Source organism: Psychromonas sp. psych-6C06 (assembly GCF_002835465.1).
GTDB lineage: Bacteria > Pseudomonadota > Gammaproteobacteria > Enterobacterales > Psychromonadaceae > Psychromonas.
Genome location: NZ_PIZM01000005.1, coordinates 21095 through 41483, shown reverse-complemented (window position 1 = coordinate 41483; position 20389 = coordinate 21095). Strand labels below are relative to the sequence as shown.

Below are 20389 nucleotides of genomic sequence, written 5' to 3'. Positions count from 1 at the left end.
AATTATTGTCCCCACTCAATAATACCATCTATTTTTTTACCATCATCACTAACGATTAACCATTTAATATGCTTCTCACGCATCAACTCTTCAGCGTTCGAAAGACGCTCGTCTGGCGAGATAAACGCAGGATTGCTATTCATTAATTCACTGGCGACAGAGTCATTAATAGTTTTTCCTGATAGCAGAAAACGACGTAAATCGCCGTCTGTTATAACCCCTTCCAGTAAACCATCTTGCATTACTAATGCAAGCCCAGTACGAGTCTCAGTCATAATAAACAGCGCATCTGTTAATGAAGTATTTGCTTCAACAAAAGGGAGATTTTCAGTGCGCATCTCATTTTTTACAAAGGTTAACAAACGGCGACCAAGGCTACCTCCGGGATGAAAACGTGCAAACTCCATCGGCGTAAAACCTTTTTCAAGGGTTGAAACTGATGATAATGCATCGCCAATTACGAGTGTTAGCGTCGTTGATGTCGTTGGCGCCAAATTATTAGGACAGGTCTCTTTTTCAACACTAGCATCTAGAACAACATCTGAGTTTTTCGCAAGTGATGAATTAATCCCACCAGTAATAGCAATAATTTTGGTTCCAAAGTTTTGTAATGATGGAATAATTTTTAACAGCTCGTCAGTTTCGCCACTGTAAGAGATCAAAATCATCAGATCTTGCTCTGTCACCATGCCTAAATCACCATGAAAGGCCTCTCCGGGATGCAGGAAAAAAGAAGGCGTACCTAAAGAGGCTAAACTTGCAGATATTTTTTTACCAATATGCCCAGACTTTCCCATTCCACAGACAATAACCCGCCCAGTACAATTTTTAAGTAGGCCTAACGCTTGCAGGTATTCATCTCCCAAGGCTTTACTATGCGCTGAAAGCGCAGCACTTTGTACGTCAAAAACAGTACGGACTTCAGTTAAAAGTTGTTCATTAGAAAGAGAAAATTGAGTCATAAAAATTCCTTAAATTAATTAGCCCTAAGTTTACTCAACTTTATTGGTTTGAAAAGGGGTTTTGGCATAAGAAAGGTATAAGATAAAAACGAGAGTAAATAAGAATAAAGCTGAATGCGCAAAGGGAAAAACACATGAGGTTATTTGAATGTACAAATAACATTCTATCCAAGGGGCAATTAAGTGGAGGAAATGGTCGGTATGACAGGATTCGAACCTGTGACCCCTGCTCCCCCAGAGCAGTGCGCTACCAAGCTGCGCTACATACCGATTTATCTCCTTATTCTAATAATTTAAAAAAAGGATGCAACATAAATAACCTCAATATGCGTATTTAGTTAGTTCTATCTCTTTATTTTTCAACTAATTGCGTACGGAATTTAAGCAACTCTTTCTTTAGCCAATCAGCGCTATATTGCTCAGGCTGATTTTGACAAATAATCGTATATTTTTTACCGCTGATCATGCTCTTAGTCGCAGAATAAGCGATGAAATCTTCTGCAGTTACAATATCATCTTTGTAATAGTCATATTTTTTTTGAATATGCTCACGCGCTTCCGCCCCATTATGAGAAGTACCATTACGTTGATAGTTACAATCGGTTTTCTCTACAAAATTTAACAGATGTTTTATTTCAGTATTCGTATCTGCAATAGAAGATGCGCTAAAAATGATTAACAGTGAGAAAAGTATGAATTTAATCATGGTATTACCTTTATCATTAACATAAAAACAGATAATAAATTATAGCGATTTAGAAACAAAAACACCCACAAAAGTGTGGGTGTTTTGTATTTCAATACAGATTATTTAAACGCTTAAGCAATCAAACTCAACTAATGTGTCTACATCGGCTTCGTAATCAACGCCTTCAATACCAAACCCAAATAGTTGTAAGAACTCTTCTTTATACTCTTTGTAATCGGTCAGCTCAAATAAATTCTCAGTGGTAATTGATGGCCACAAATCTTTACATGCTTGCTGAACATCATCACGTAGTTCCCAATCGTCAAGACGTAAACGGCGCGCTTCATCAGTTGTTGCCGCACTTCCATCTTCTTTATAAAGTTGCGCTGTAAATAAACGATGAATCTGCTCCATACACCCTTCGTGCAAGCCTTTCTCTTTCATGATTTTAAATACCATTGAAATATATAAAGGCATAACCGGAATTGCAGAACTTGCTTGTGTTACAACACTTTTTTGCACTGAAACATAAGCTTCACCATTTAAAGGTGCAAGCTGTGCTTGAATTGCAGTTGATGCGCGGTCTAAATCGATTTTTGCTTGACCTAATGCACCATCCCAATAGATAGGCCAAGTCAGTTCAGTACCAATATACGAGTATGCAACGGTCTTAACGCCATCAGCTAATACGCCCGCTTCGCTTAATGCGTTCATCCAAAGTTCCCAATCTTGACCGCCCATTACGGTAACCGTGTTCGCTATCTCTTCTTCGCTTGCAGGCTCAACAGAAGCTTCGATGATCACATCTTTATTGGTATCAATTGCCGTTGAAACGTACGTTTCACCGATTGGTTTTAATGCAGAGCGAATTACTTCACCTGTCTCTGGCATTTTACGTACTGGTGCTGCCACTGAGTAGATAATCGCATCAATCTGACCAAGATCTTCTTTAATTAATTCAATAACTTTTGCTTTAATTTCATTTGAGAATGCATCGCCGTTAATGCTTTTTGCATAAAGGCCATCCGCTTTGGCTTGTTTTTCAAAGGCGGCACTATTGTACCAACCCGCAGAGCCAGGCTTACGTTCTGTTGCTGGCTTTTCAAAAAAGACACCAATTGTTGAAGCATCTGAGCCGTATGCAGCTGCGATGCGCGATGACATACCGTAACCCGCTGAAGAGCCAATCACTAATACACGTTTAGGGCCATTTTTAATTTTGCCCTGTTGTTTTGTGTATTCAATTTGCGCTTGTATGTTTTTTTCACAGCCCACTGGGTGTGTCGTTGTACAGATAAAGCCACGAATCTTTGGTTTAATGATCATAATTTAATCTCTTCTTTTTAAATAATTTTTCTAAGTTGGCGTAATATACACTGTTTTATTAATGGTTCAAAATAGCTTTATTTAAGGCTGTAACATAGTCGGTAACTCACCACTTAAGCCCATTGCTTGTTTGATAAACTGTTTTTTTAACGGGCTAACATTATCTGTCAGTAACAGCGCCAAATCGCGCACCGTTTTTTGCACAGGGTTATCGCCGTGGAATAACTGTTTTAATAGCTCCATTGATGCAACCATTTGCGCTGCCTCGGTTTTACGCCAACGCTCAAATTGACGTAGATTCGTATACAAGCCGATATCTTTTTCCGCTTCAATATTTTCAATAATACATTGCGCTAGACTAACTGCATCTAATAACCCAAGGTTAACGCCTTGGCCTGCTAACGGATGAATGGTGTGGGCTGCATCGCCAATTAAAGCGATACGGTGTTTTGCAAAATCGCGTGCATAACGCATCTTTAACGGGAAACTATGTCGCTCGCCCTGCAAGGCACAAAAGCCTAAACGGTTGTCAAAGGTGCGGGTTAATTGTTTATTAAACTCAGACTGATCTAACGATTGTAGCTGCTGTGCTTTTTCTGGCCCCACCGACCAAACGATTGAACATAAATTATCTTCAAAGAGTGGTAAAAAAGCTAATGGGCCATCTGGCGTAAAAACCTGTCTTGCGCAATGTTGATGTGGTAAATCGGTTTTGATAGTCGCAACTAAAGCATGATGATTATAATCCCAATGGGTTAATGGAATATCAGCTTTATTGCGCAACCATGAATTGGCTCCATCGGCACCAACCACCAGCTTAGCGGTGATATTTTTGCCACTATCAAGGGTTAGCCATGCTTCGCCATCACCGACTGCGACATTGGTTAATTTATCAGGCATATAAAAGGTGACATTATCTTGTAGCTTTACCACGCTTAATAGCGCATGTTGTAGGCGCTCATTTTCAATAATATAGCCAAGCTCACTCGCATCGACCTGTTGTGCATCAAAAGATATTTTTCCAAAACTGTCTTTTTCCCACACAAACATACTGTTGTAGGGAGTAATTTTTTGATTATCGATATGTGTCCACGCACCTGTTTTTTCAAATATAGTACGACTAGCGGCACTGATTGCACTCACTCGTGCGGTAACAGTATCATTGAGAGGAGTCACTTCATTGTTTTCAATAATGGCGACATTTAGGTTACTTTTCGATAATGAAGCTGCTAAGGTCAGGCCGACCATACCACCGCCAACAATGACAAGATCATAGGATAACATCATGAGTTTTCTTCTTGTTTAAATAGAGTAAATTGCCCCTTGGCTTGTTTCACAATCGGTTCACCCAACGTTGGAAACAGTGAAATAGCCTGCAATGCAAGAGTTCGCCCAACCACAAATGCGCCACTTGTATTGCTAAAAAATCGCACCATGGAGTCGGTCATATCAATAGTACGATGATGATCTTTCTGACGCGCCTGCCAGTAACGATTCAACATTGAGTAACTGCCAATACTATCAATAACTTCACTCTCTGAAATGACCATTGCAAGCGTCGTTAAATCGCGCAAACCAAGGTTAAAGCCCTGCCCCATAACAGGATGCAAACAATGTGCGGCATTGCCAATAGCGACAGCGCGATGTGTGATTGGTTTATCCGCTTTAATCAATTTCAAAGGATAACTGTCACGTTTGCCTGCCTGCATAAATAAGCCTGCACGATAGCCAAACGCTTGCTGTAACTTTTTCACAAAAGCAGACTCATCTAACGCCATAATCTCATCAAGCTCATCATTTTTTACCGACCACACGAGAGAATAACGATTATCAGATAAAGGTAAAAGAGCTAAGGGGCCAGCCTCGGTAAAGCGTTCAAAGGCACGGTTATGGTGTGCTTTATTACATCGCACATTAGCAATGATGGCTGCGCATTCATAATCGAATGACTTATTAATAATCGACAACAATTGATTTGTTTGGCTATTAGCACCATCGGCAGCAACGCACAGCTTTGCTTCTATTATTCGTTTATCTTGCAACCTACAAATAACGGCTTGTTGTTGTTTTTCAACGCTCATTAAGACACTGTTATAATAACGTTTAATTTGCGGGTAAAGTGAAAGCTGTTGCTGTAAAACCGCCCCTACATTCTGTAACTCAACCACATAACCAAAAGCCTCTGGTGAAGCTTTGTTTTCTAACTCAACAATGCCAAGATGGCCTCGATCAGAGATATGAATATCATCAATGGGTTGCGCATTGGGATGTAACGAAGACCATATTCCTAGTTCAGCTAATAATTGACAACTTCCTGCACTCAGCGCAATACTTCGAGCATCAAATCCCGGATGAGTGCCCTTTTCAGTTTTTTCATCATTATCGTCAATTAAAAGAACGCTGACGTTTGGCGATTTTTTAATAATACTAAGTGCTAACAAACAGCCAACCATTCCAGCGCCAACAATAACAATATCTGTTTGCTCTTTTTTTGGATCGACCATATGGCTAAGCATCCGCCATGAGCGCTTCTATCTCACCGATAGTTTTAGGAACATCAGCACTTAATACGTCAGCACCATGTGCGGTAACCACTAAATCATCTTCGATGCGAATACCAATACCTTTCCAACAATCATCAACGTCAGCATCTTCACTCACATAGAGACCGGGTTCAATCGTAATCGCCATACCGACCTCAAGCACACGAGGCGACTCAAGCGTTCCGTAGTCACCAACATCATGCACATCAAGCCCTAAATAATGGCCAATACCATGCATATAGAAATCTTTATAGCTTTCATCTTCTATTAAGGTATTACGGTCGCCCTTCATCAGTCCGAGATCCAACAAACCATCAACTAATTTTTCAACGACCTTTTTATTAATATCGAGCATTGCCACACCCGGTTTCACTTGGTTGATAGCAGCAACCTGTATATCAAGTACTAGTTGATATAATATCGCTTGATGTTCGCTGAACTTACCATTAACTGGAAAAGTACGCGTAATATCACCTGCATAACCTTGATATTCAGCGCCAGCATCTATCAATACTAATTCGCCACTGCGTAACTGCTTATCGTTATTGGTGTAATGTAAAATACAAGCATTATTCCCACCAGCAACAATACTGTTATAAGCAACTTCTCTTGTTCCTTGCAATGCAAATTCGTGTTTTATTTCGCCTTCTAATTGATATTCCCACATACCAGAATGGCATGTTTGCATCGCTCGAATATGGCCAGCAGCAGAAATTTCAGCGGCCTCAGCAAGTAATGCAACCTCCTCTTCTGATTTAAACAAGCGCATTTCATGCACAATCGGCAGGCAATCAGAGTAATACGTCGGTGCGACGAAACCTTTGCGTTTATCTGCACGCAATTGATTAACCGCAAGACCAATACTTTTATCCAAAGCAGGCGATTTAAACATCGGATAATAAAGAGTCTCGATACCATCTAATAACGCAGTTAAGTGATGGTCGAATTGCTCAATCTGATAAGCTTCATCAAACATCAACTTTGCCACCGCCGCACTTTGACCTAAGCGATAGCCATGCCAGATTTCTGCCGCTTTATCTTTTTCACGATTAAACAAAATCGCTAATTGTTTATCGGATCTTTTAATTAACATCAACATAGCATCGGGTTCAGCAAAGCCAGTTAAATAATAAAAATCGCTGTTTTGACGAAATGGATATTCACAATCATTATTGCGAACCGTTTCTTGGGCTGCAGGGAAAATAGCCATGCTATTTGGCTGCATCATATTAAAAAATTGTGTTCTACGCTGTTGGAATAGATTGCTCATAACGTCACTTATTATTTAATTGTTTAATGAATTGTTTTTGAAGTCGGTACATCTGGTTTACGAGAGAAGTGATTAAAGCAAAGCATCGCACCAATACGCAGGTATTCAACAATTTCTGCGTATGCAATTTCAGACTCTTCATCTTCCTGTTCAAAGTCTAAACTAACCTGTGAGATATCACGTACATCTTTAATTAATTCTTGAACCTCTTGTGATGCTTGATTTAACCGGGGTTGTACCATACCAAACCCGACTAAAAAACCTTGTGCCCACTGTGACATTGCATCGCAACGATCATCGAGAGGTTTATCATCATCAGGCAGTAATAACACGTAACCTAAACCATCATCGGTAACTTGGTTAACGACATCTGCATGAAGTTTATTAGCTAATTTCTTTGCTTTACTTGGTAACCCCATGCCTTCGTTAATAACGTCGTTTAGGTGCGCCATCCAACTTTTTGAGTCTAAGTTAATACCGCCACAAATAAAGCCTGACAATATGCCGTGTAATTCCGAAGGTGTCGTAAATAACTCAGCGTCTTCTAAAATTTCTGTTATTTGACCAAAACTTGGTATGGGTTCGATACTCATCAGCAATACTCTATATATTTAATAACAATACACAGAATACTACTATTCCGAGGCTATTGTCGCTAGTAATTACTTGAAAGTTGTTGCCTAGCTAGCTATATTAAAGCCTATTTTTTTCTACTTATTTTCTAACACGGGTTGGTTATGGCACATCTTGATATCTCTATTTTAGGACAGCAATACAAAATGGGCTGTCCAGATGGTGAAGAGGAAAATTTAGCGCAATCTGTAAAGCAATTTAATGAAAAATTAAAAAGCATGAAACAAAGCGCCCCTGGCCGCCGTAATGAGCAACTCATTGTCATGGCTGCTTTAAACTACTGCCATCAGTTAAATGTTGAGAAAATAAAGAATGAGCAATATACCTTAGAGCTTAACCAACGCATTCAGACACTTCAAGATTCGATTGAACAAGCTCTGCGCCCCAAAGATGAAGATAACGAACAAAATTAATACGTTATTATTACTTTCATAAAAATCAGCTCAATCTCAAATCAAGATATTTCCTTTATTTTAAAAAAAACTTTAAAAATCGATTAAACAGGCGTACAGTTATTTTAACCCTCGGGTATACGCTAATCTTGACTAAGTCCCTGAGCCGATAAGCAATACCCCGGTGACTTGGCATGAATGCTATTGAGCAAGCTCGGCTCGTATCGAGAAGCCTACGGCAAACACTGAGACACCAACCTTGACCTTCGGGTTCAAGGTCAAAGTCAATAACGATACCCTTGGGTTACTTACTTCAATTTTTTAACTGCTCTATCAACACAATCCCCTTCATTCCTATTGTCATCCCATGTTACTCTTTTATGCTCTCTCTAAATAAGTGTAAAATATGGACAATACGGAAAATCGCAATCTAATTCGCCAACAAATTCGCGCTACTAGACGCGCATTATCTAATGAGCAACAGCTATCCGCATCTGAGGCTCTGTTACAACGTTTGACGAAATTAGAAAAAGTAAAAGAAGCAAGTAGAATTGCGATTTCGCTCGCCTTTGATGGTGAAATAGATACTCGCTCTTTCATTGATTGGTGCTGGAAAAACAATAAACAGGTCTACCTGCCTGTTGTTCACCCTTTTAGCAAAGGGAACCTTCTATTTTTGCATTACACTTCGACAACAGAGATGACTAATAACCAATATGGCATCATTGAGCCTAAACTAAACCAACAACAAATATGCCCTGTCAAAGAACTTGATCTCCTGTTTACCCCTTTAGTCGCCTTTGATAAACAAGGAAATCGCATTGGAATGGGAGGCGGTTATTACGATAGAACACTAGCACCTTGGTTTGAACAACAAACTGGCCCTTACCCTATTGGCCTCGCACATGATTGCCAATATGTCGACCAATTACCCATAGAGTCTTGGGATATTCCGCTTCAAGAAATAATTACCCCTGCAAAACGACACCTGTTTATTGCAAAAAAATAGCAGAATTTATGTGCTGATTTAGCGGTTACACGTTATAATCAGCGCACTTTTAGCGCCCACTTCAGGATAAAATCCCATGACTCAAGATGACAAGAAAAAAGCAGCCGCTTATGCAGCCCTAGAATACGTAGAACAAGATAGCATTGTTGGCGTTGGTACGGGTTCAACGGTTAACCATTTCATTGATGCATTAGCAACAATGAAAAATGATATCGAAGGTGCAGTTTCAAGCTCTGAAGCCTCAACATTAAAGCTCAAAGAGTATGGTATTGAAGTATTTGACCTTAATTCAGTTTCTGAGTTAAGCGTTTATGTCGATGGCGCAGATGAAATTAATTCTTATAACCACATGATTAAAGGTGGAGGTGCAGCGCTAACACGTGAAAAAATCGTTGCAGCTGTCGCTGATAAGTTTATCTGTATTGTTGATGACACAAAAAATGTTGATGTATTAGGTGAATTCCCATTACCGGTTGAAGTCATCCCAATGGCACGTAGTTATGTTGCACGCGAATTAGTGAAACTAGGCGGAGATCCCGTTTATCGTGAGGGTGTTGTTACCGATAATGGCAATATCATTCTTGACGTACACAATATGCAAATTGCTGAGCCACTGAAATTGGAAGCACAAATTAATGCCATTGTTGGTGTTGTCACTAATGGTTTATTTGCTAACCGTGCAGCTGATGTTGTACTTGTTGGCGCTGAAGATGGTGTTAAAACACTACAATAAATGTTTTGTGCCAGATCAACAAAGTGTTAATAAAATTAATGTGTTACCCCTTTATTTCAGTGAAATATAGGGGCGACAAGAATGTTTTCTAAAGACACATTTTATTGATCAGAAAAGGCATAACTAGTGCTATTTTTTTCTATACGAAAAAACCAACATTCGTTTTAAATTGCCACTGTTTTTGCTATTTTAAGCACACTAAAATTATTCACCCACTTTTTATATTATTATTGTTTGTCTATTTACTCTGTCGACACAGAGAGCAAGGAACTAGAAATGACTCAATTTTCACTCAACAAAGATAAAATCAAAATCCTTCTTTTAGAAGGCTTACACCAAAGCTCAGTCGATACTTTCACAGCAGCTGGTTACACCAACATTGAAAGCATCAAAACATCCCTAAGCGAAGAAGATCTCATTGAGAAAATTAAAGATGTTCATTTTGTAGGTATTCGTAGTCGCTCAAACTTAAATGCAAAAGTATTAGCGGCAGCTGAAAAACTTGTTGGCATTGGATGTTTCTGTATAGGGACTAACCAAGTAGATTTAGAAGCAGCACAAGCAAAAGGTGTCGCTGTATTTAATGCACCATTTTCAAATACACGAAGTGTAGCAGAGTTAGTACTAGGCCAAGCTTTACTTTTATTACGTGGCGTACCAGAGCGTAATGCAAAAGCACACCGTGGTGAATGGGATAAATCAGCAACAGGCTCTTACGAAGCCCGTGGCAAAAACTTAGGTATTATCGGTTACGGTCATATCGGTACGCAATTCGGCATTCTGGCTGAAAACTTAGGCTTCCGTGTTTATTTCTATGATATTGAAAATAAATTAACGCTAGGTAATGCAACTCAAATTGCAAGCATGGAAGAACTGTTAGCTCAATCAGATGTAGTTAGCCTTCATGTACCAGAGTTACCTTCAACTAAAAACATGATGGGTGCAAAAGAGTTTGCACAAATGAAAGATGGTGCGATCTTCATGAATGCAGCACGTGGAACGGTGGTTGATATTCCAGCACTATGTGATGCACTTGAAAGCAAAAAACTTTCTGGAGCGGCAATTGATGTATTCCCTGTAGAGCCAAAATCAAACAATGAAGAGTTTGAGTCTCCACTGCGTAAGTTTGATAATGTTATCCTTACACCGCATGTTGGTGGGAGCACCCAAGAAGCACAGGAAAACATTGGTTACGAAGTTGCTGGCAAGTTAGTTAAATACTCTGATAACGGCTCAACACTGTCATCTAAAAACTTCCCAGAAGTTTCATTACCAGGCCACGCAAATGCAAGTCGCCTATTACATATTCACCGCAATCAGCCAGGTATCTTAACTAAGATCAACCTTGCCTTTGCAGAGGGGAATATTAACATTGCAGCGCAATACCTTCAGACGAATGAAAATATCGGTTATGTAGTAATCGATGTAAACAGTGAAGATGCAGATTCTGCACTGCTTAAACTTAAAGAAATTGAAGGCACCATTCGAGCGCGTCTACTTAACTAATCGCCCATGCTTTTATTAGGGGTAAATAGTCTAACTATTTACCCCTTTTTTATAGCGCCTAGGACCCCCCAAAATGATTGATATTGGTATAAACCTCACTAACAAACGTTTTAATAAAGACCTAGATCAAGTCATCACTAATGCAAAACAAGCTGGTGTTAATGCACTAATGGTTACTGGGACGTCAATACAGGAAAGCCAACAAGCGCTGACACTTTGTCGCCACTATCCAGATTACCTTTTTTGTACAGCTGGAATACACCCCCATGATGCGAGTACTTTTGATACCCAAAGCCTTGCCCATCTTCGCCTTTTAGCGAGCAATTCTTGCGTTAAAGCAATTGGAGAATGTGGCCTTGATTTTAATCGTAATTTTTCAACCCCAGCAGAGCAAGAGCATGCATTTGTGCAACAACTTGAATTAGCAGTGGAGTTACAATTACCCGTTTTCATGCATGAACGAGATGCTAACCAGCGTTTTATTACGCTCCTCAAGCCCTATATATCGCAATTGCCTAATGCAGTGCTACATTGCTTTACCGGTTCTCAAGCTGATTTAGAAGCTTGCCTAGCACTTGATCTACATATTGGTATTACCGGATGGATCTGTGATGAACGCAGAGGCATTGACCTTATCGATCTGGTTAAGCTGATCCCTGCTGAGCGATTAATGATTGAAACAGATGCCCCTTATTTGTTACCACGATCGATGCGCCCTAAGCCAAAATCCAGTCGTAACGAACCTAAATACCTTCCCTATATTGCGCAGGCAATTGCTAATGCTCGAGGAGAATCACTGAAACAGTTAGTGCAACAGACAGAGCAAAACAGTAAACTATTTTTTAAAATTTAACCCAATATAAAGGATTGACCATGCCCATCTCACAACGATTTCCTGCTCGTCGTTTACGCCGCCTACGCAAACATGATTTCTCGCGTCGACTTGTTGCAGAAAATCAATTATCAGTTAATGACTTAATCTATCCGATGTTCGTTTTAGAAGGCACAAATAGACGTGAAGCAATACCTTCTATGCCCGGTATCGAACGTTTATCATTAGATTTATTGATTGAAGAGTGTATTGAGTTAAGCGCACTTGGCATTCCTGCAGTGGCATTGTTTCCGGTAACACCCGATGAAATAAAAACAGAAATGGCGGAAGAAGCTTATAACCCAGATGGTCTTGCACAACGTGCAGTTATGCGCATCAAAGAAGCATGTCCTGAACTTGGTGTGATAACCGATGTTGCACTCGACCCATTCACAACGCACGGTCAGGATGGCATTATCGACAGTGAAGGCTATGTACTTAATGACATCACTACAGAAGTTTTAGTCAAACAAGCACTGTCACACGCACAAGCTGGTGCAGATATTGTCGCCCCTTCTGATATGATGGATGGGCGTATAGGGGCGATACGTGAAGCGTTAGAAAATGCAGGTTACATTAATACCCAAATTATGGCCTACAGTGCTAAATACGCCTCTAACTACTATGGCCCATTCCGTGATGCCGTAGGCAGTGCGAGTAATTTAAAAGGGGGTAATAAATCTACTTACCAAATGGATCCCGCCAACAGCGACGAAGCAATACATGAAGTTGCCTTAGATATTGAAGAGGGAGCTGATATGGTGATGGTTAAACCCGGTATGCCCTACTTAGACATAGTACGTCGCGTTAAAACAGAACTACAAGTACCGACCTTTGCCTATCAGGTCAGTGGTGAATATGCGATGCATAAAGCGGCCATTGATAATGGATGGTTAAAGGAGAAAGAGTGTGTCATGGAATCGTTACTGTGCTTTAAGCGTGCCGGCGCAAACGGCGTATTAACCTACTTTGCCAAGCAAGTTGCAGTTTGGTTAAAAGAAGAAAAAAAATAAAATAATTCCCCCCATAAAACAATAAACCCGCTTAATGCGGGTTTATTGTTTTATGGGTAATAACTATCGAGTTAATCATTCTCTTTTTTAGTTAAAAAGTAATGAACCAGTGCAATAAAAATAGAGAGCATTCCTGCTAACAACGTCGCTAAAATAACAATTAAAGCACGTTTAGGGGCAGCACGCGCCAATGGTGGCTCTACAATTTCTAAATAGCGAAAAGGTGAAAAAGAACGCTCATCACTAAACTGTAATTGATTTAATGAATCTAAAGTGATCTGCTTCTCTGAAATACTTGAATCGATTAAGCTCAAATCCGTAATAGATTTTAAAACAGCTACTTTCGCTTTTAATGCTTTCTCACCCAGATTTATCTCAAACAGCTCTTTATTGGGATTAAGGTTTGTTTGATAATCCACTAACTCAGCCTGTGAAGCAATTTGATAGGCATATTCTGTCTTTTTTAACATTAACGCTAATGATTGTTCTACTCTTTTCTTAGTAATATCAATAGATACGCTTAAGTCTTTCTTCGATGAATCGACAAAGATGAGGAATTTATCAAACTGGTTCTCTTTTACATCTTTACTAACAAAATCGATATAATCATTCAAAAGTTTTGCAGAGGATGATTTGGTATTACTACGAAAGGAGAGAGTCAACTCTCCCGATTTAGCATCAAGCGAAGCACTAATGCTTGCCATCCATTCATTTAAAACTTTACGGTAAGCTTCGCGAATTAATTGATTTTCTGCAGTTAACTCATCGGTTGGGATCGCAACGTTTTTGGATGCTAAATACTCGTTAAAAGTTTCATTCTTTACTAAGAATAACTTTTTATTTAATGATGAATTAAAAGAGTCTGTAAATATTGAAAACAAAGTTTCAGGCTCAAAAAGCCCCAAAAATTCTTTAATCTCATTTCGATTAGTGCCACTATTTGAAGCATTCAAAATAGCGCCTACCTGCTTACTCTGCGAGTACAATGTCACTACATCATTTAACTGTGGCTCAACAACTTTGGCTTTTGACACCCACCACTCTTGCGCATTCAACGCATAGAGAACCGAGCCGATGATGGCAATGGTACACATCAAAGCGGTGAACCACTTATAATCCCAAATCACCTTAATTAACTCACGTAAATCAATTTCATCGTCTTTGTATGGGTGCTGGTAAACACCTACATTATTTGTGTAAGGTGTAGCTGTGTTAAGTTGTTTATCATCTTTCATTTGAAAAATATTTCCCTTTAGAGATATTAAGAGCTAAAAAATTGATGCTTATTATACCAAATTTTTAAGTGGAAACACTGATTAGTGTCTCTAATGGCCAGCGTGGTTTTGCCTTAATCGCTAAAGGCTCAAACTGCCCTGCTTTTAAACGTTGCATGCCCGCATAGGCGATCATTGCACCATTATCGGTACAGAACTCATTACGCGGGTAAAATGCTTCTCCTCCATTGTTTTTCATTAAAATAGCTAATTGTTCACGTAAAGAGGTATTCGCGCTCACTCCACCAGCAACAACAAGGCGTTTTAATCCCGTCTGCTTAAGAGCACGCTTACATTTAATAGCGATAGTATCAATTACCGCATCTTGGAATGCACGTGCAATATCTGCCTGTGTTTGCGGATCATCTCCCTCCTGAGCTATCGTGATCGCTGTTGCCGTTTTTAATCCACTAAAACTAAAATCTAGACCGGGTTTATTGGTCATCGGACGCGGAAAAACAAAGCGCTCTGCGACACCTTTTTCTGCCATTTTAGCCAAGCGCGGTCCACCCGGGTAATCAAGGCCTAACAGCTTTGCCGTTTTATCAAAAGCTTCGCCTGCAGCATCATCAATACTTTCACCTAAAACAGTGTATTCACCAATATTATCTACCTGTACCATGAGAGTATGACCACCAGATACAAGCAACGCTAAAAATGGGAATTCAGGTTTATTATCTTCAAGCATCGGCGCAAGTAGGTGCCCTTCCATATGGTGTACAGCAATAGCAGGCTTTCCCCAAGCAAAGGCCAAGCTACGCCCAATGCATGAACCGACTAATAAAGCGCCGACCAAGCCAGGCCCAGCGGTAAAAGCGATTGCATCGATATCATCTTTAGTGCAATTAGCTTGCGCTAATGCTTCTTTAATTAACGGAATCGTTTTTCGAACATGGTCGCGAGAAGCAAGTTCTGGGACAACACCACCATAGTCAGCATGTAGCGCTACTTGGCTATATAGTTGATGTGAAAGTAGCCCTAATTGGTCATCATAAATCGCAATGCCTGTTTCATCACAGGATGTTTCGATGCCTAAAATTCGCATAGCGAGCCGTTCCTTTTTGAAGGTTAATAAAAAAGCGTAGTTTACCTGTTTTTTCGTATCAATTAAGGCTTTCACAAAACTTTTATTGTATTTAAGTAAATTAACTACGGTAATCCTTTACTTTCCCCCCTAAATAGGATTAAAATCTCGCACCATTTTAAATGCATTGGTCGCTTTACGACCGTAACTATAAAGGTAATAGGCACATGCCAGTAATTAAACTTCGTGAAAACGAACCATTTGACGTAGCACTTCGTCGTTTTAAACGTTCTTGTGAAAAAGCAGGTATCTTAGCTGAAACTCGCAAACGTGAGTACTTTGAGAAACCAACTACAGTACGTAAACGCGCTAAAGCAGCAGCAGTTAAACGTCACTTGAAAAAACTTTCTCGTGAAAACGCACGCCGCGTTCGCCTTTACTAATCAATTGATTTAGAAAAGGTTAATTATGTCTTTAAAAGCAAAATTAAAAGAGCAACAAATACTCGCGATGCGAGCGAAGGATAAACCTCGTTTGAGTACAATCCGTATGTTGCTTGCTGCGATCAAACAAATTGAAATTGATGAACGCATTGAACTAGATAATGACGCAGTGACGGCTGTTGTGATTAAATCGGTGAAACAGCGTAAAGATTCAATCACTCAATTTGAAAAAGCAGGTCGCGCTGATCTTGCTGATGTTGAAAAGACAGAACTTGCTATCTTGCAAGAGTTTCTGCCCCAACCACTTACCTCTGATGAAGTGAAAGCTTTAATCGAGCAAGCTATCGCGTCAACAGGAGCAAGTGGCATGCAAGACATGGGTAAAGTGATGGGCGTACTCAAAAAGGATATTTCAGGACGAGCGGATATGGGCGAAGTAAGCGCACTCGTAAGAGCTAGCTTAGTTTAAACCAAGCGCTGTTTTGAATTAGAAAAGCCCCACTCTTAGCGATAAGTTTGGGGCTTTTTTGTCTTTAAAAAATGAAGCCAGTCAAGTTTTGCGAGCCAATAATCACGGTCGATATTTTTAACACAAAAAACAAAATGATCAGATTCAATGTATTCACTTATTTTGACTAATACCAATAGAATTAAGTCTGTGATCTAAATTTTTCGTAGCAAAAGTGACTTAACTCAAGGCTAAACTTGACGTAAATGGTTGTTCCCTTTTACGAAAGTTTCAACGAAGAGGTAAGTTGCTTTGACCCGTAAAATAGATCAGCTATTTATCTCGTTTGGTATAATAAGCGAATAAGCTTTACACCTTGCAAACTGAACAAAATTGATCGATTAAATCGTTATCTGCGTAGTGAAATAACACTACAATGGCTGTGTTCACTAATTTAAACTCTCTCTTTTTACATATACAAGTTTAAGGTTCTTTAATGGCTGGACGTATTCCACAAAATTTTATCGATGATCTTATTGCACGAACAGATATCGTTGAACTAATCGATAGCCAAGTAAAGCTGAAAAAAAAAGGGGGAGGGTATCGCGCACGTTGCCCTTTTCATAATGGTAACAATGACAGCAGTTTTTCGGTTAATGATAAACAACAGTTCTATCACTGTTTTAACTGTGGAGCCAGTGGCAATGCCCTGACCTTTGTTATGGAATATGAGGGCTTAGAGTTTGTAGATGCTATCGAAACCCTAGCAGGTCAACTTGGCTTAGAAGTACCAAGAGAAGCATCCATTCAAAGTGGCGGAAAGCCTGCGCCCTATATAGACCGAAAAGACTCATACTTGCTGATGGATGACATCGCCAAATATTACCAACAGCAATTGTTACAGCATAAAAACAGCGAAAAAGTAATTAGTTACCTTAAAGCAAGAGGATTAACAGGCGAAACGGCAAAACACTTCAAAATCGGTTATGCTCCAGAAGGCTGGGACAATATTTGTAAACGTTTCTCTCGATCAACTGAAACAAATAAGCAACTACAAGAAGCTGGAATGATCAAACTGCGTGATAGTGGTGGCAGTTATGACTTCTTCAATGATCGCTTAATGTTTCCAATTCTTGACCGTAGAGGTAGAGTTGTTGGCTTTGGTGGGCGTGTTTTTGATAATCAAGAGCCTAAATATTTAAACTCACCAGAAACCCCACTTTTCCATAAAGGAAAAGAGTTATACGGGTTATATCAAGTAAAACAAGCACACAAAGATATTGAGCGTATTCTTGTTGTTGAAGGGTATATGGATGTTGTCGCACTCTGGCAGTATGGTATCGATTATGCTGTTGCTTCATTAGGCACTGCGACCACGCCAGATCATATTCATACCCTGTTTCGACATAGCAGTGAAATTGTGTGTTGTTTTGATGGCGATAAAGCCGGGCGTACCGCAGCTTGGCGAGCACTAGAAAATGCCCTACCCTATATTCAAGATGGACGCACACTACGTTTTATGTTTTTAGCTGATGGTGAAGATCCAGACAGTTTTGTGCAAAAAGAGGGAAAAGAAAGCTTTGAACGCTTAATAGGCCAATCCCTACCACTTTCGGATTTTTTATTTCAACAACTGCTAGCGCAGGTTGATATGAGCAGCAGTGACAGTAAAACAAAACTTGCACAATTAGCTATTCCATTAATCAGCCGTTTAAATACCTCTATTTTTAGACAAATGATGGAAGAACGTTTAACTAAACTGCTTGGTATTGAGTTAGAAGGACTACAAAAACTATTACCAAAAGAGCAAGGAGATGAGAAAAAAACCGTAAAAAACAAAACCACACCAATGCGTTTAGCGATCTCTATCCTCTTGCAACACCCAAATATCGCTTATGGGCTACCTGAATTCCCTGAATTTAAAGAAATTCAGCTCCCAGGGCTAAATTTATTAAATTCACTCCTTGATATTTGCCGAGTGAATCCCAATATAACTACAGGTCAGTTACTTGAACATTGGCGAGAAACACCAGAAAGCAAGCAATTGAATCAATTAGCCGTATGGCAAAATGATGTGCAGGAAGACAAATATGAAGATCTTTTTCTCGATATTTTAGAGCGATTTCTCAACCTCCACCTAAACAATGAAATTGAATATTTAAAACAAAAAGCACGCTCAAATGAAGCATTAACAACGCAAGAAACACAACAACTTGCCATACTGCTTAGTGAGCAAAAACAAAATTAATCAAACTGGAAAAAAATACTTTTAAGGCGTATAATCTGGCGCTTGCATTTTTTTCTATATTATCTCTCTATTTTGGACGGTATCTATGGCTCAAACACCTCAGTCACAGCTCAAAGAGCTTATTATCAAAGGTAAAGAAAAAGGCTTTTTAACCTACGCCGAAGTTAACGATCACTTACCACAAGACATCTTTGAGCCAGAACAAATTGAAGATATCATCCAAATGATTGGTGATATGGGCATTAAAGTATACGAAACAGTACCCGATGCAGATGAAATCAGCTTAGGTGAAGAAAGTAGCGATACGGCAGACGAAGACGCAGTAGAAGCTGCTGCACAAGTATTGGCGACAGTTGAATCTGAAATTGGCCGCACTACAGATCCTGTCCGCATGTACATGCGTGAAATGGGTACTGTAGAACTTCTGACGCGTGAAGGTGAGATTGTTATCGCTAAACGTATCGAAGAAGGAATCAAAGAGGTACAAAACTCAGTATCTGAATATCCTGCAACAATTACCGGCTTATTAGACAACTGGGATAGCTACGAAGCCGAAGAGATGAAACTAACTGATATGATCAGTGGTTTTGTTGATCCTAATGATGAGATGACTCAAGCAGTTAGCGCAACACATATCGGTTCAGAACTAACTGACACTCAACTTAAAGAAGAAGATCAAGACGACGATGTCGCCGTTGAGGTTGAAGATGAAGATGAAGGCCCTAAAGGTCCTTGTCCAGAAGAGTCTGCCGAGAAGTTTGCTGAGTTACGCAAGCTCAATAAAATAGTAGAAGATTCCATTGCTAAGAATGGACGTGCGCATGCAGAAACTCGTTTAGCAATTTCTGAGCAAGCAGAATTCTTCCAGCAATTTAAATTAATTCCTAAACAGTTTGACCGTATGGTTAAAGCAATTCGTGCATCAATGAATACAGTGCGCACCCAAGAACGTTTAGTATTAAAAATATGTGTTGAACAAAATAAAATGCCTAAAAAAGCATTTATCAGTCTATTCAAAGGTAATGAAACCAATGAAGCATGGCTAGATGCTATTTATGCAACAGAAGCAGATTATGCGACACGTATTAAAGAATTTGATGAAGATTTACGTCGCTGTATTCGTAAAATGATTAATGTTGAAGCAGAAACAGCGCTTACTATTGCGAATTTAAAAGAGATCTCTCGCAATATGAGCGTAGGTGAAGCTAAAGCTCGTCGCGCGAAAAAAGAGATGGTAGAAGCGAACTTACGTCTAGTTATCTCGATTGCTAAAAAATACACCAACCGTGGTTTACAATTCTTAGATCTTATCCAAGAAGGTAACATCGGTCTAATGAAAGCAGTAGATAAATTTGAATACCGTCGTGGTTATAAATTCTCTACCTACGCAACATGGTGGATTCGTCAAGCGATCACTCGTTCAATCGCTGACCAAGCACGTACTATTCGTATTCCAGTGCACATGATTGAAACGATCAATAAATTGAATCGTATTTCACGTCAAATGCTACAGGAAATGGGTCGAGAGCCACAGCCTGAAGAACTTGCTGAGCGTATGATGATGCCAGAGGATAAAATCCGTAAGGTACTAAAAATAGCCAAAGAGCCAATCTCAATGGAAACCCCTATCGGTGATGATGAAGACTCACACTTAGGCGACTTTATTGAAGATACAACAATTGCACTACCAGTTGATTGCGCAACCAGTGAAAGCCTTAAAAATGCAACCAATGATGTATTAGAAGGGTTAACAGCGCGTGAAGCGAAAGTATTACGCATGCGTTTTGGTATCGATATGAATACAGACCATACGCTTGAAGAAGTTGGCAAACAGTTCGATGTAACCCGTGAGCGTATTCGTCAAATCGAAGCGAAAGCATTACGTAAACTACGCCATCCAAGTCGAAGCGAACAATTACGTAGCTTCCTAGATGAGTAATTTAACGAGTCTTTGAACTTTAAAACGCTTACTTCGGTAGGCGTTTTTTGTTTTTACGAGATTATTT

General features: G+C 39.6%; 19 protein-coding genes, 1 tRNA gene and 1 other RNA gene. 11 read left to right on the top strand and 10 right to left on the bottom strand.

Features of this window, described 5'->3' with window-relative positions; all coding sequences use genetic code 11:
- Positions 1-2: 2 nt before the first annotated feature.
- From CW745_RS08035 to CW745_RS08000, 8 genes are all read right to left on the bottom strand, one after another.
- Complete coding sequence (locus tag CW745_RS08035) at positions 3-962, bottom strand: KpsF/GutQ family sugar-phosphate isomerase (protein WP_101108133.1); 960 nt, start codon at positions 960-962, stop codon at positions 3-5.
- Between the two features lie 193 nt (positions 963-1155).
- Positions 1156-1232 (bottom strand) — tRNA-Pro (locus CW745_RS08030).
- Between the two features lie 82 nt (positions 1233-1314).
- A complete protein-coding gene (locus CW745_RS08025) occupies positions 1315-1668 on the bottom strand; it encodes a DUF5329 family protein (protein ID WP_193755564.1) in 354 nt (117 codons plus the stop codon).
- 105 nt (positions 1669-1773) lie between these two features.
- Positions 1774-2976, bottom strand: a complete 1203-nt coding sequence (gene fabV, locus CW745_RS08020) for an enoyl-ACP reductase FabV (RefSeq protein ID WP_101108132.1) — start codon at positions 2974-2976, stop codon at positions 1774-1776.
- Between the two features lie 81 nt (positions 2977-3057).
- Positions 3058-4263 (bottom strand): FAD-dependent monooxygenase, encoded by a 1206-nt coding sequence (locus CW745_RS08015; protein ID WP_101108131.1) that lies wholly within the window; start codon positions 4261-4263, stop codon positions 3058-3060.
- A complete protein-coding gene (ubiH, locus tag CW745_RS08010) occupies positions 4260-5480 on the bottom strand; it encodes a 2-octaprenyl-6-methoxyphenyl hydroxylase (protein WP_101108241.1) in 1221 nt (406 codons plus the stop codon). The genes CW745_RS08015 and ubiH overlap by 4 nt, the downstream gene beginning before the upstream one ends.
- A 4-nt stretch (positions 5481-5484) precedes the next feature.
- Positions 5485-6789, bottom strand: coding sequence for a Xaa-Pro aminopeptidase (pepP, locus tag CW745_RS08005; RefSeq protein WP_101108130.1), 1305 nt, complete (start codon positions 6787-6789; stop codon positions 5485-5487).
- Between the two features lie 23 nt (positions 6790-6812).
- Positions 6813-7382, bottom strand: coding sequence for a UPF0149 family protein (locus tag CW745_RS08000; RefSeq protein ID WP_101108129.1), 570 nt, complete (start codon positions 7380-7382; stop codon positions 6813-6815).
- A 144-nt stretch (positions 7383-7526) separates the two neighbouring features.
- Here CW745_RS08000 and CW745_RS07995 point away from each other — a divergent pair, with 144 nt between their 5' ends.
- The 7 genes from CW745_RS07995 (at position 7527) to hemB (ending at position 12946) form a co-directional block, all read left to right on the top strand.
- On the top strand, positions 7527-7835 hold the full coding sequence (locus CW745_RS07995) for a cell division protein ZapA (protein WP_101108128.1): 309 nt from the start codon (positions 7527-7529) through the stop codon (positions 7833-7835).
- Between the two features lie 104 nt (positions 7836-7939).
- Positions 7940-8123, top strand: a non-coding RNA gene (gene ssrS, locus CW745_RS07990) — 6S RNA.
- Positions 8124-8220: 97 nt separating this feature from the next.
- Complete coding sequence (locus tag CW745_RS07985; protein ID WP_101108127.1) at positions 8221-8823, top strand: 5-formyltetrahydrofolate cyclo-ligase; 603 nt, start codon at positions 8221-8223, stop codon at positions 8821-8823.
- A gap of 76 nt (positions 8824-8899) precedes the next feature.
- Positions 8900-9556: a ribose-5-phosphate isomerase RpiA gene (gene rpiA, locus CW745_RS07980; RefSeq protein ID WP_101108126.1), complete on the top strand. Its 657-nt coding sequence runs from the start codon at positions 8900-8902 to the stop codon at positions 9554-9556.
- Between the two features lie 276 nt (positions 9557-9832).
- Complete coding sequence (gene serA / locus CW745_RS07975) at positions 9833-11062, top strand: phosphoglycerate dehydrogenase (RefSeq protein ID WP_101108125.1); 1230 nt, start codon at positions 9833-9835, stop codon at positions 11060-11062.
- A 73-nt stretch (positions 11063-11135) separates the two neighbouring features.
- Positions 11136-11915, top strand: a complete 780-nt coding sequence (locus tag CW745_RS07970) for a TatD family hydrolase (protein WP_101108124.1) — start codon at positions 11136-11138, stop codon at positions 11913-11915.
- A 20-nt stretch (positions 11916-11935) separates the two neighbouring features.
- Positions 11936-12946, top strand: coding sequence for a porphobilinogen synthase (gene hemB / locus CW745_RS07965; RefSeq protein WP_101108123.1), 1011 nt, complete (start codon positions 11936-11938; stop codon positions 12944-12946).
- 71 nt (positions 12947-13017) lie between these two features.
- On the opposite strand, the gene CW745_RS07960 is transcribed toward hemB, so the two are convergent.
- Both CW745_RS07960 and tsaD read right to left on the bottom strand, forming a co-directional pair.
- Positions 13018-14181, bottom strand: a complete 1164-nt coding sequence (locus tag CW745_RS07960; protein WP_101108122.1) for a Wzz/FepE/Etk N-terminal domain-containing protein — start codon at positions 14179-14181, stop codon at positions 13018-13020.
- Positions 14182-14245: 64 nt separating this feature from the next.
- Positions 14246-15265 carry a tRNA (adenosine(37)-N6)-threonylcarbamoyltransferase complex transferase subunit TsaD gene (tsaD, locus tag CW745_RS07955; RefSeq protein ID WP_101108121.1) on the bottom strand — a complete coding sequence of 340 codons (1020 nt, stop codon included), beginning with the start codon at positions 15263-15265 and terminating at the stop codon, positions 14246-14248.
- Between the two features lie 206 nt (positions 15266-15471).
- Between tsaD and rpsU the strand changes: the two genes are divergently transcribed.
- The 4 genes from rpsU (at position 15472) to rpoD (ending at position 20322) form a co-directional block, all read left to right on the top strand.
- Positions 15472-15687, top strand: coding sequence for a 30S ribosomal protein S21 (gene rpsU, locus CW745_RS07950; protein WP_015464331.1), 216 nt, complete (start codon positions 15472-15474; stop codon positions 15685-15687).
- 25 nt (positions 15688-15712) lie between these two features.
- Positions 15713-16156: a GatB/YqeY domain-containing protein gene (locus tag CW745_RS07945; RefSeq protein WP_101108120.1), complete on the top strand. Its 444-nt coding sequence runs from the start codon at positions 15713-15715 to the stop codon at positions 16154-16156.
- Positions 16157-16631: 475 nt separating this feature from the next.
- Entirely contained in the window at positions 16632-18383 is a 1752-nt protein-coding gene (dnaG, locus tag CW745_RS07940) for a DNA primase (protein ID WP_101108119.1), read from the top strand.
- A gap of 85 nt (positions 18384-18468) precedes the next feature.
- Complete coding sequence (gene rpoD / locus CW745_RS07935) at positions 18469-20322, top strand: RNA polymerase sigma factor RpoD (RefSeq protein WP_101108118.1); 1854 nt, start codon at positions 18469-18471, stop codon at positions 20320-20322.
- The last annotated feature ends 67 nt before the right edge of the window (positions 20323-20389 follow it).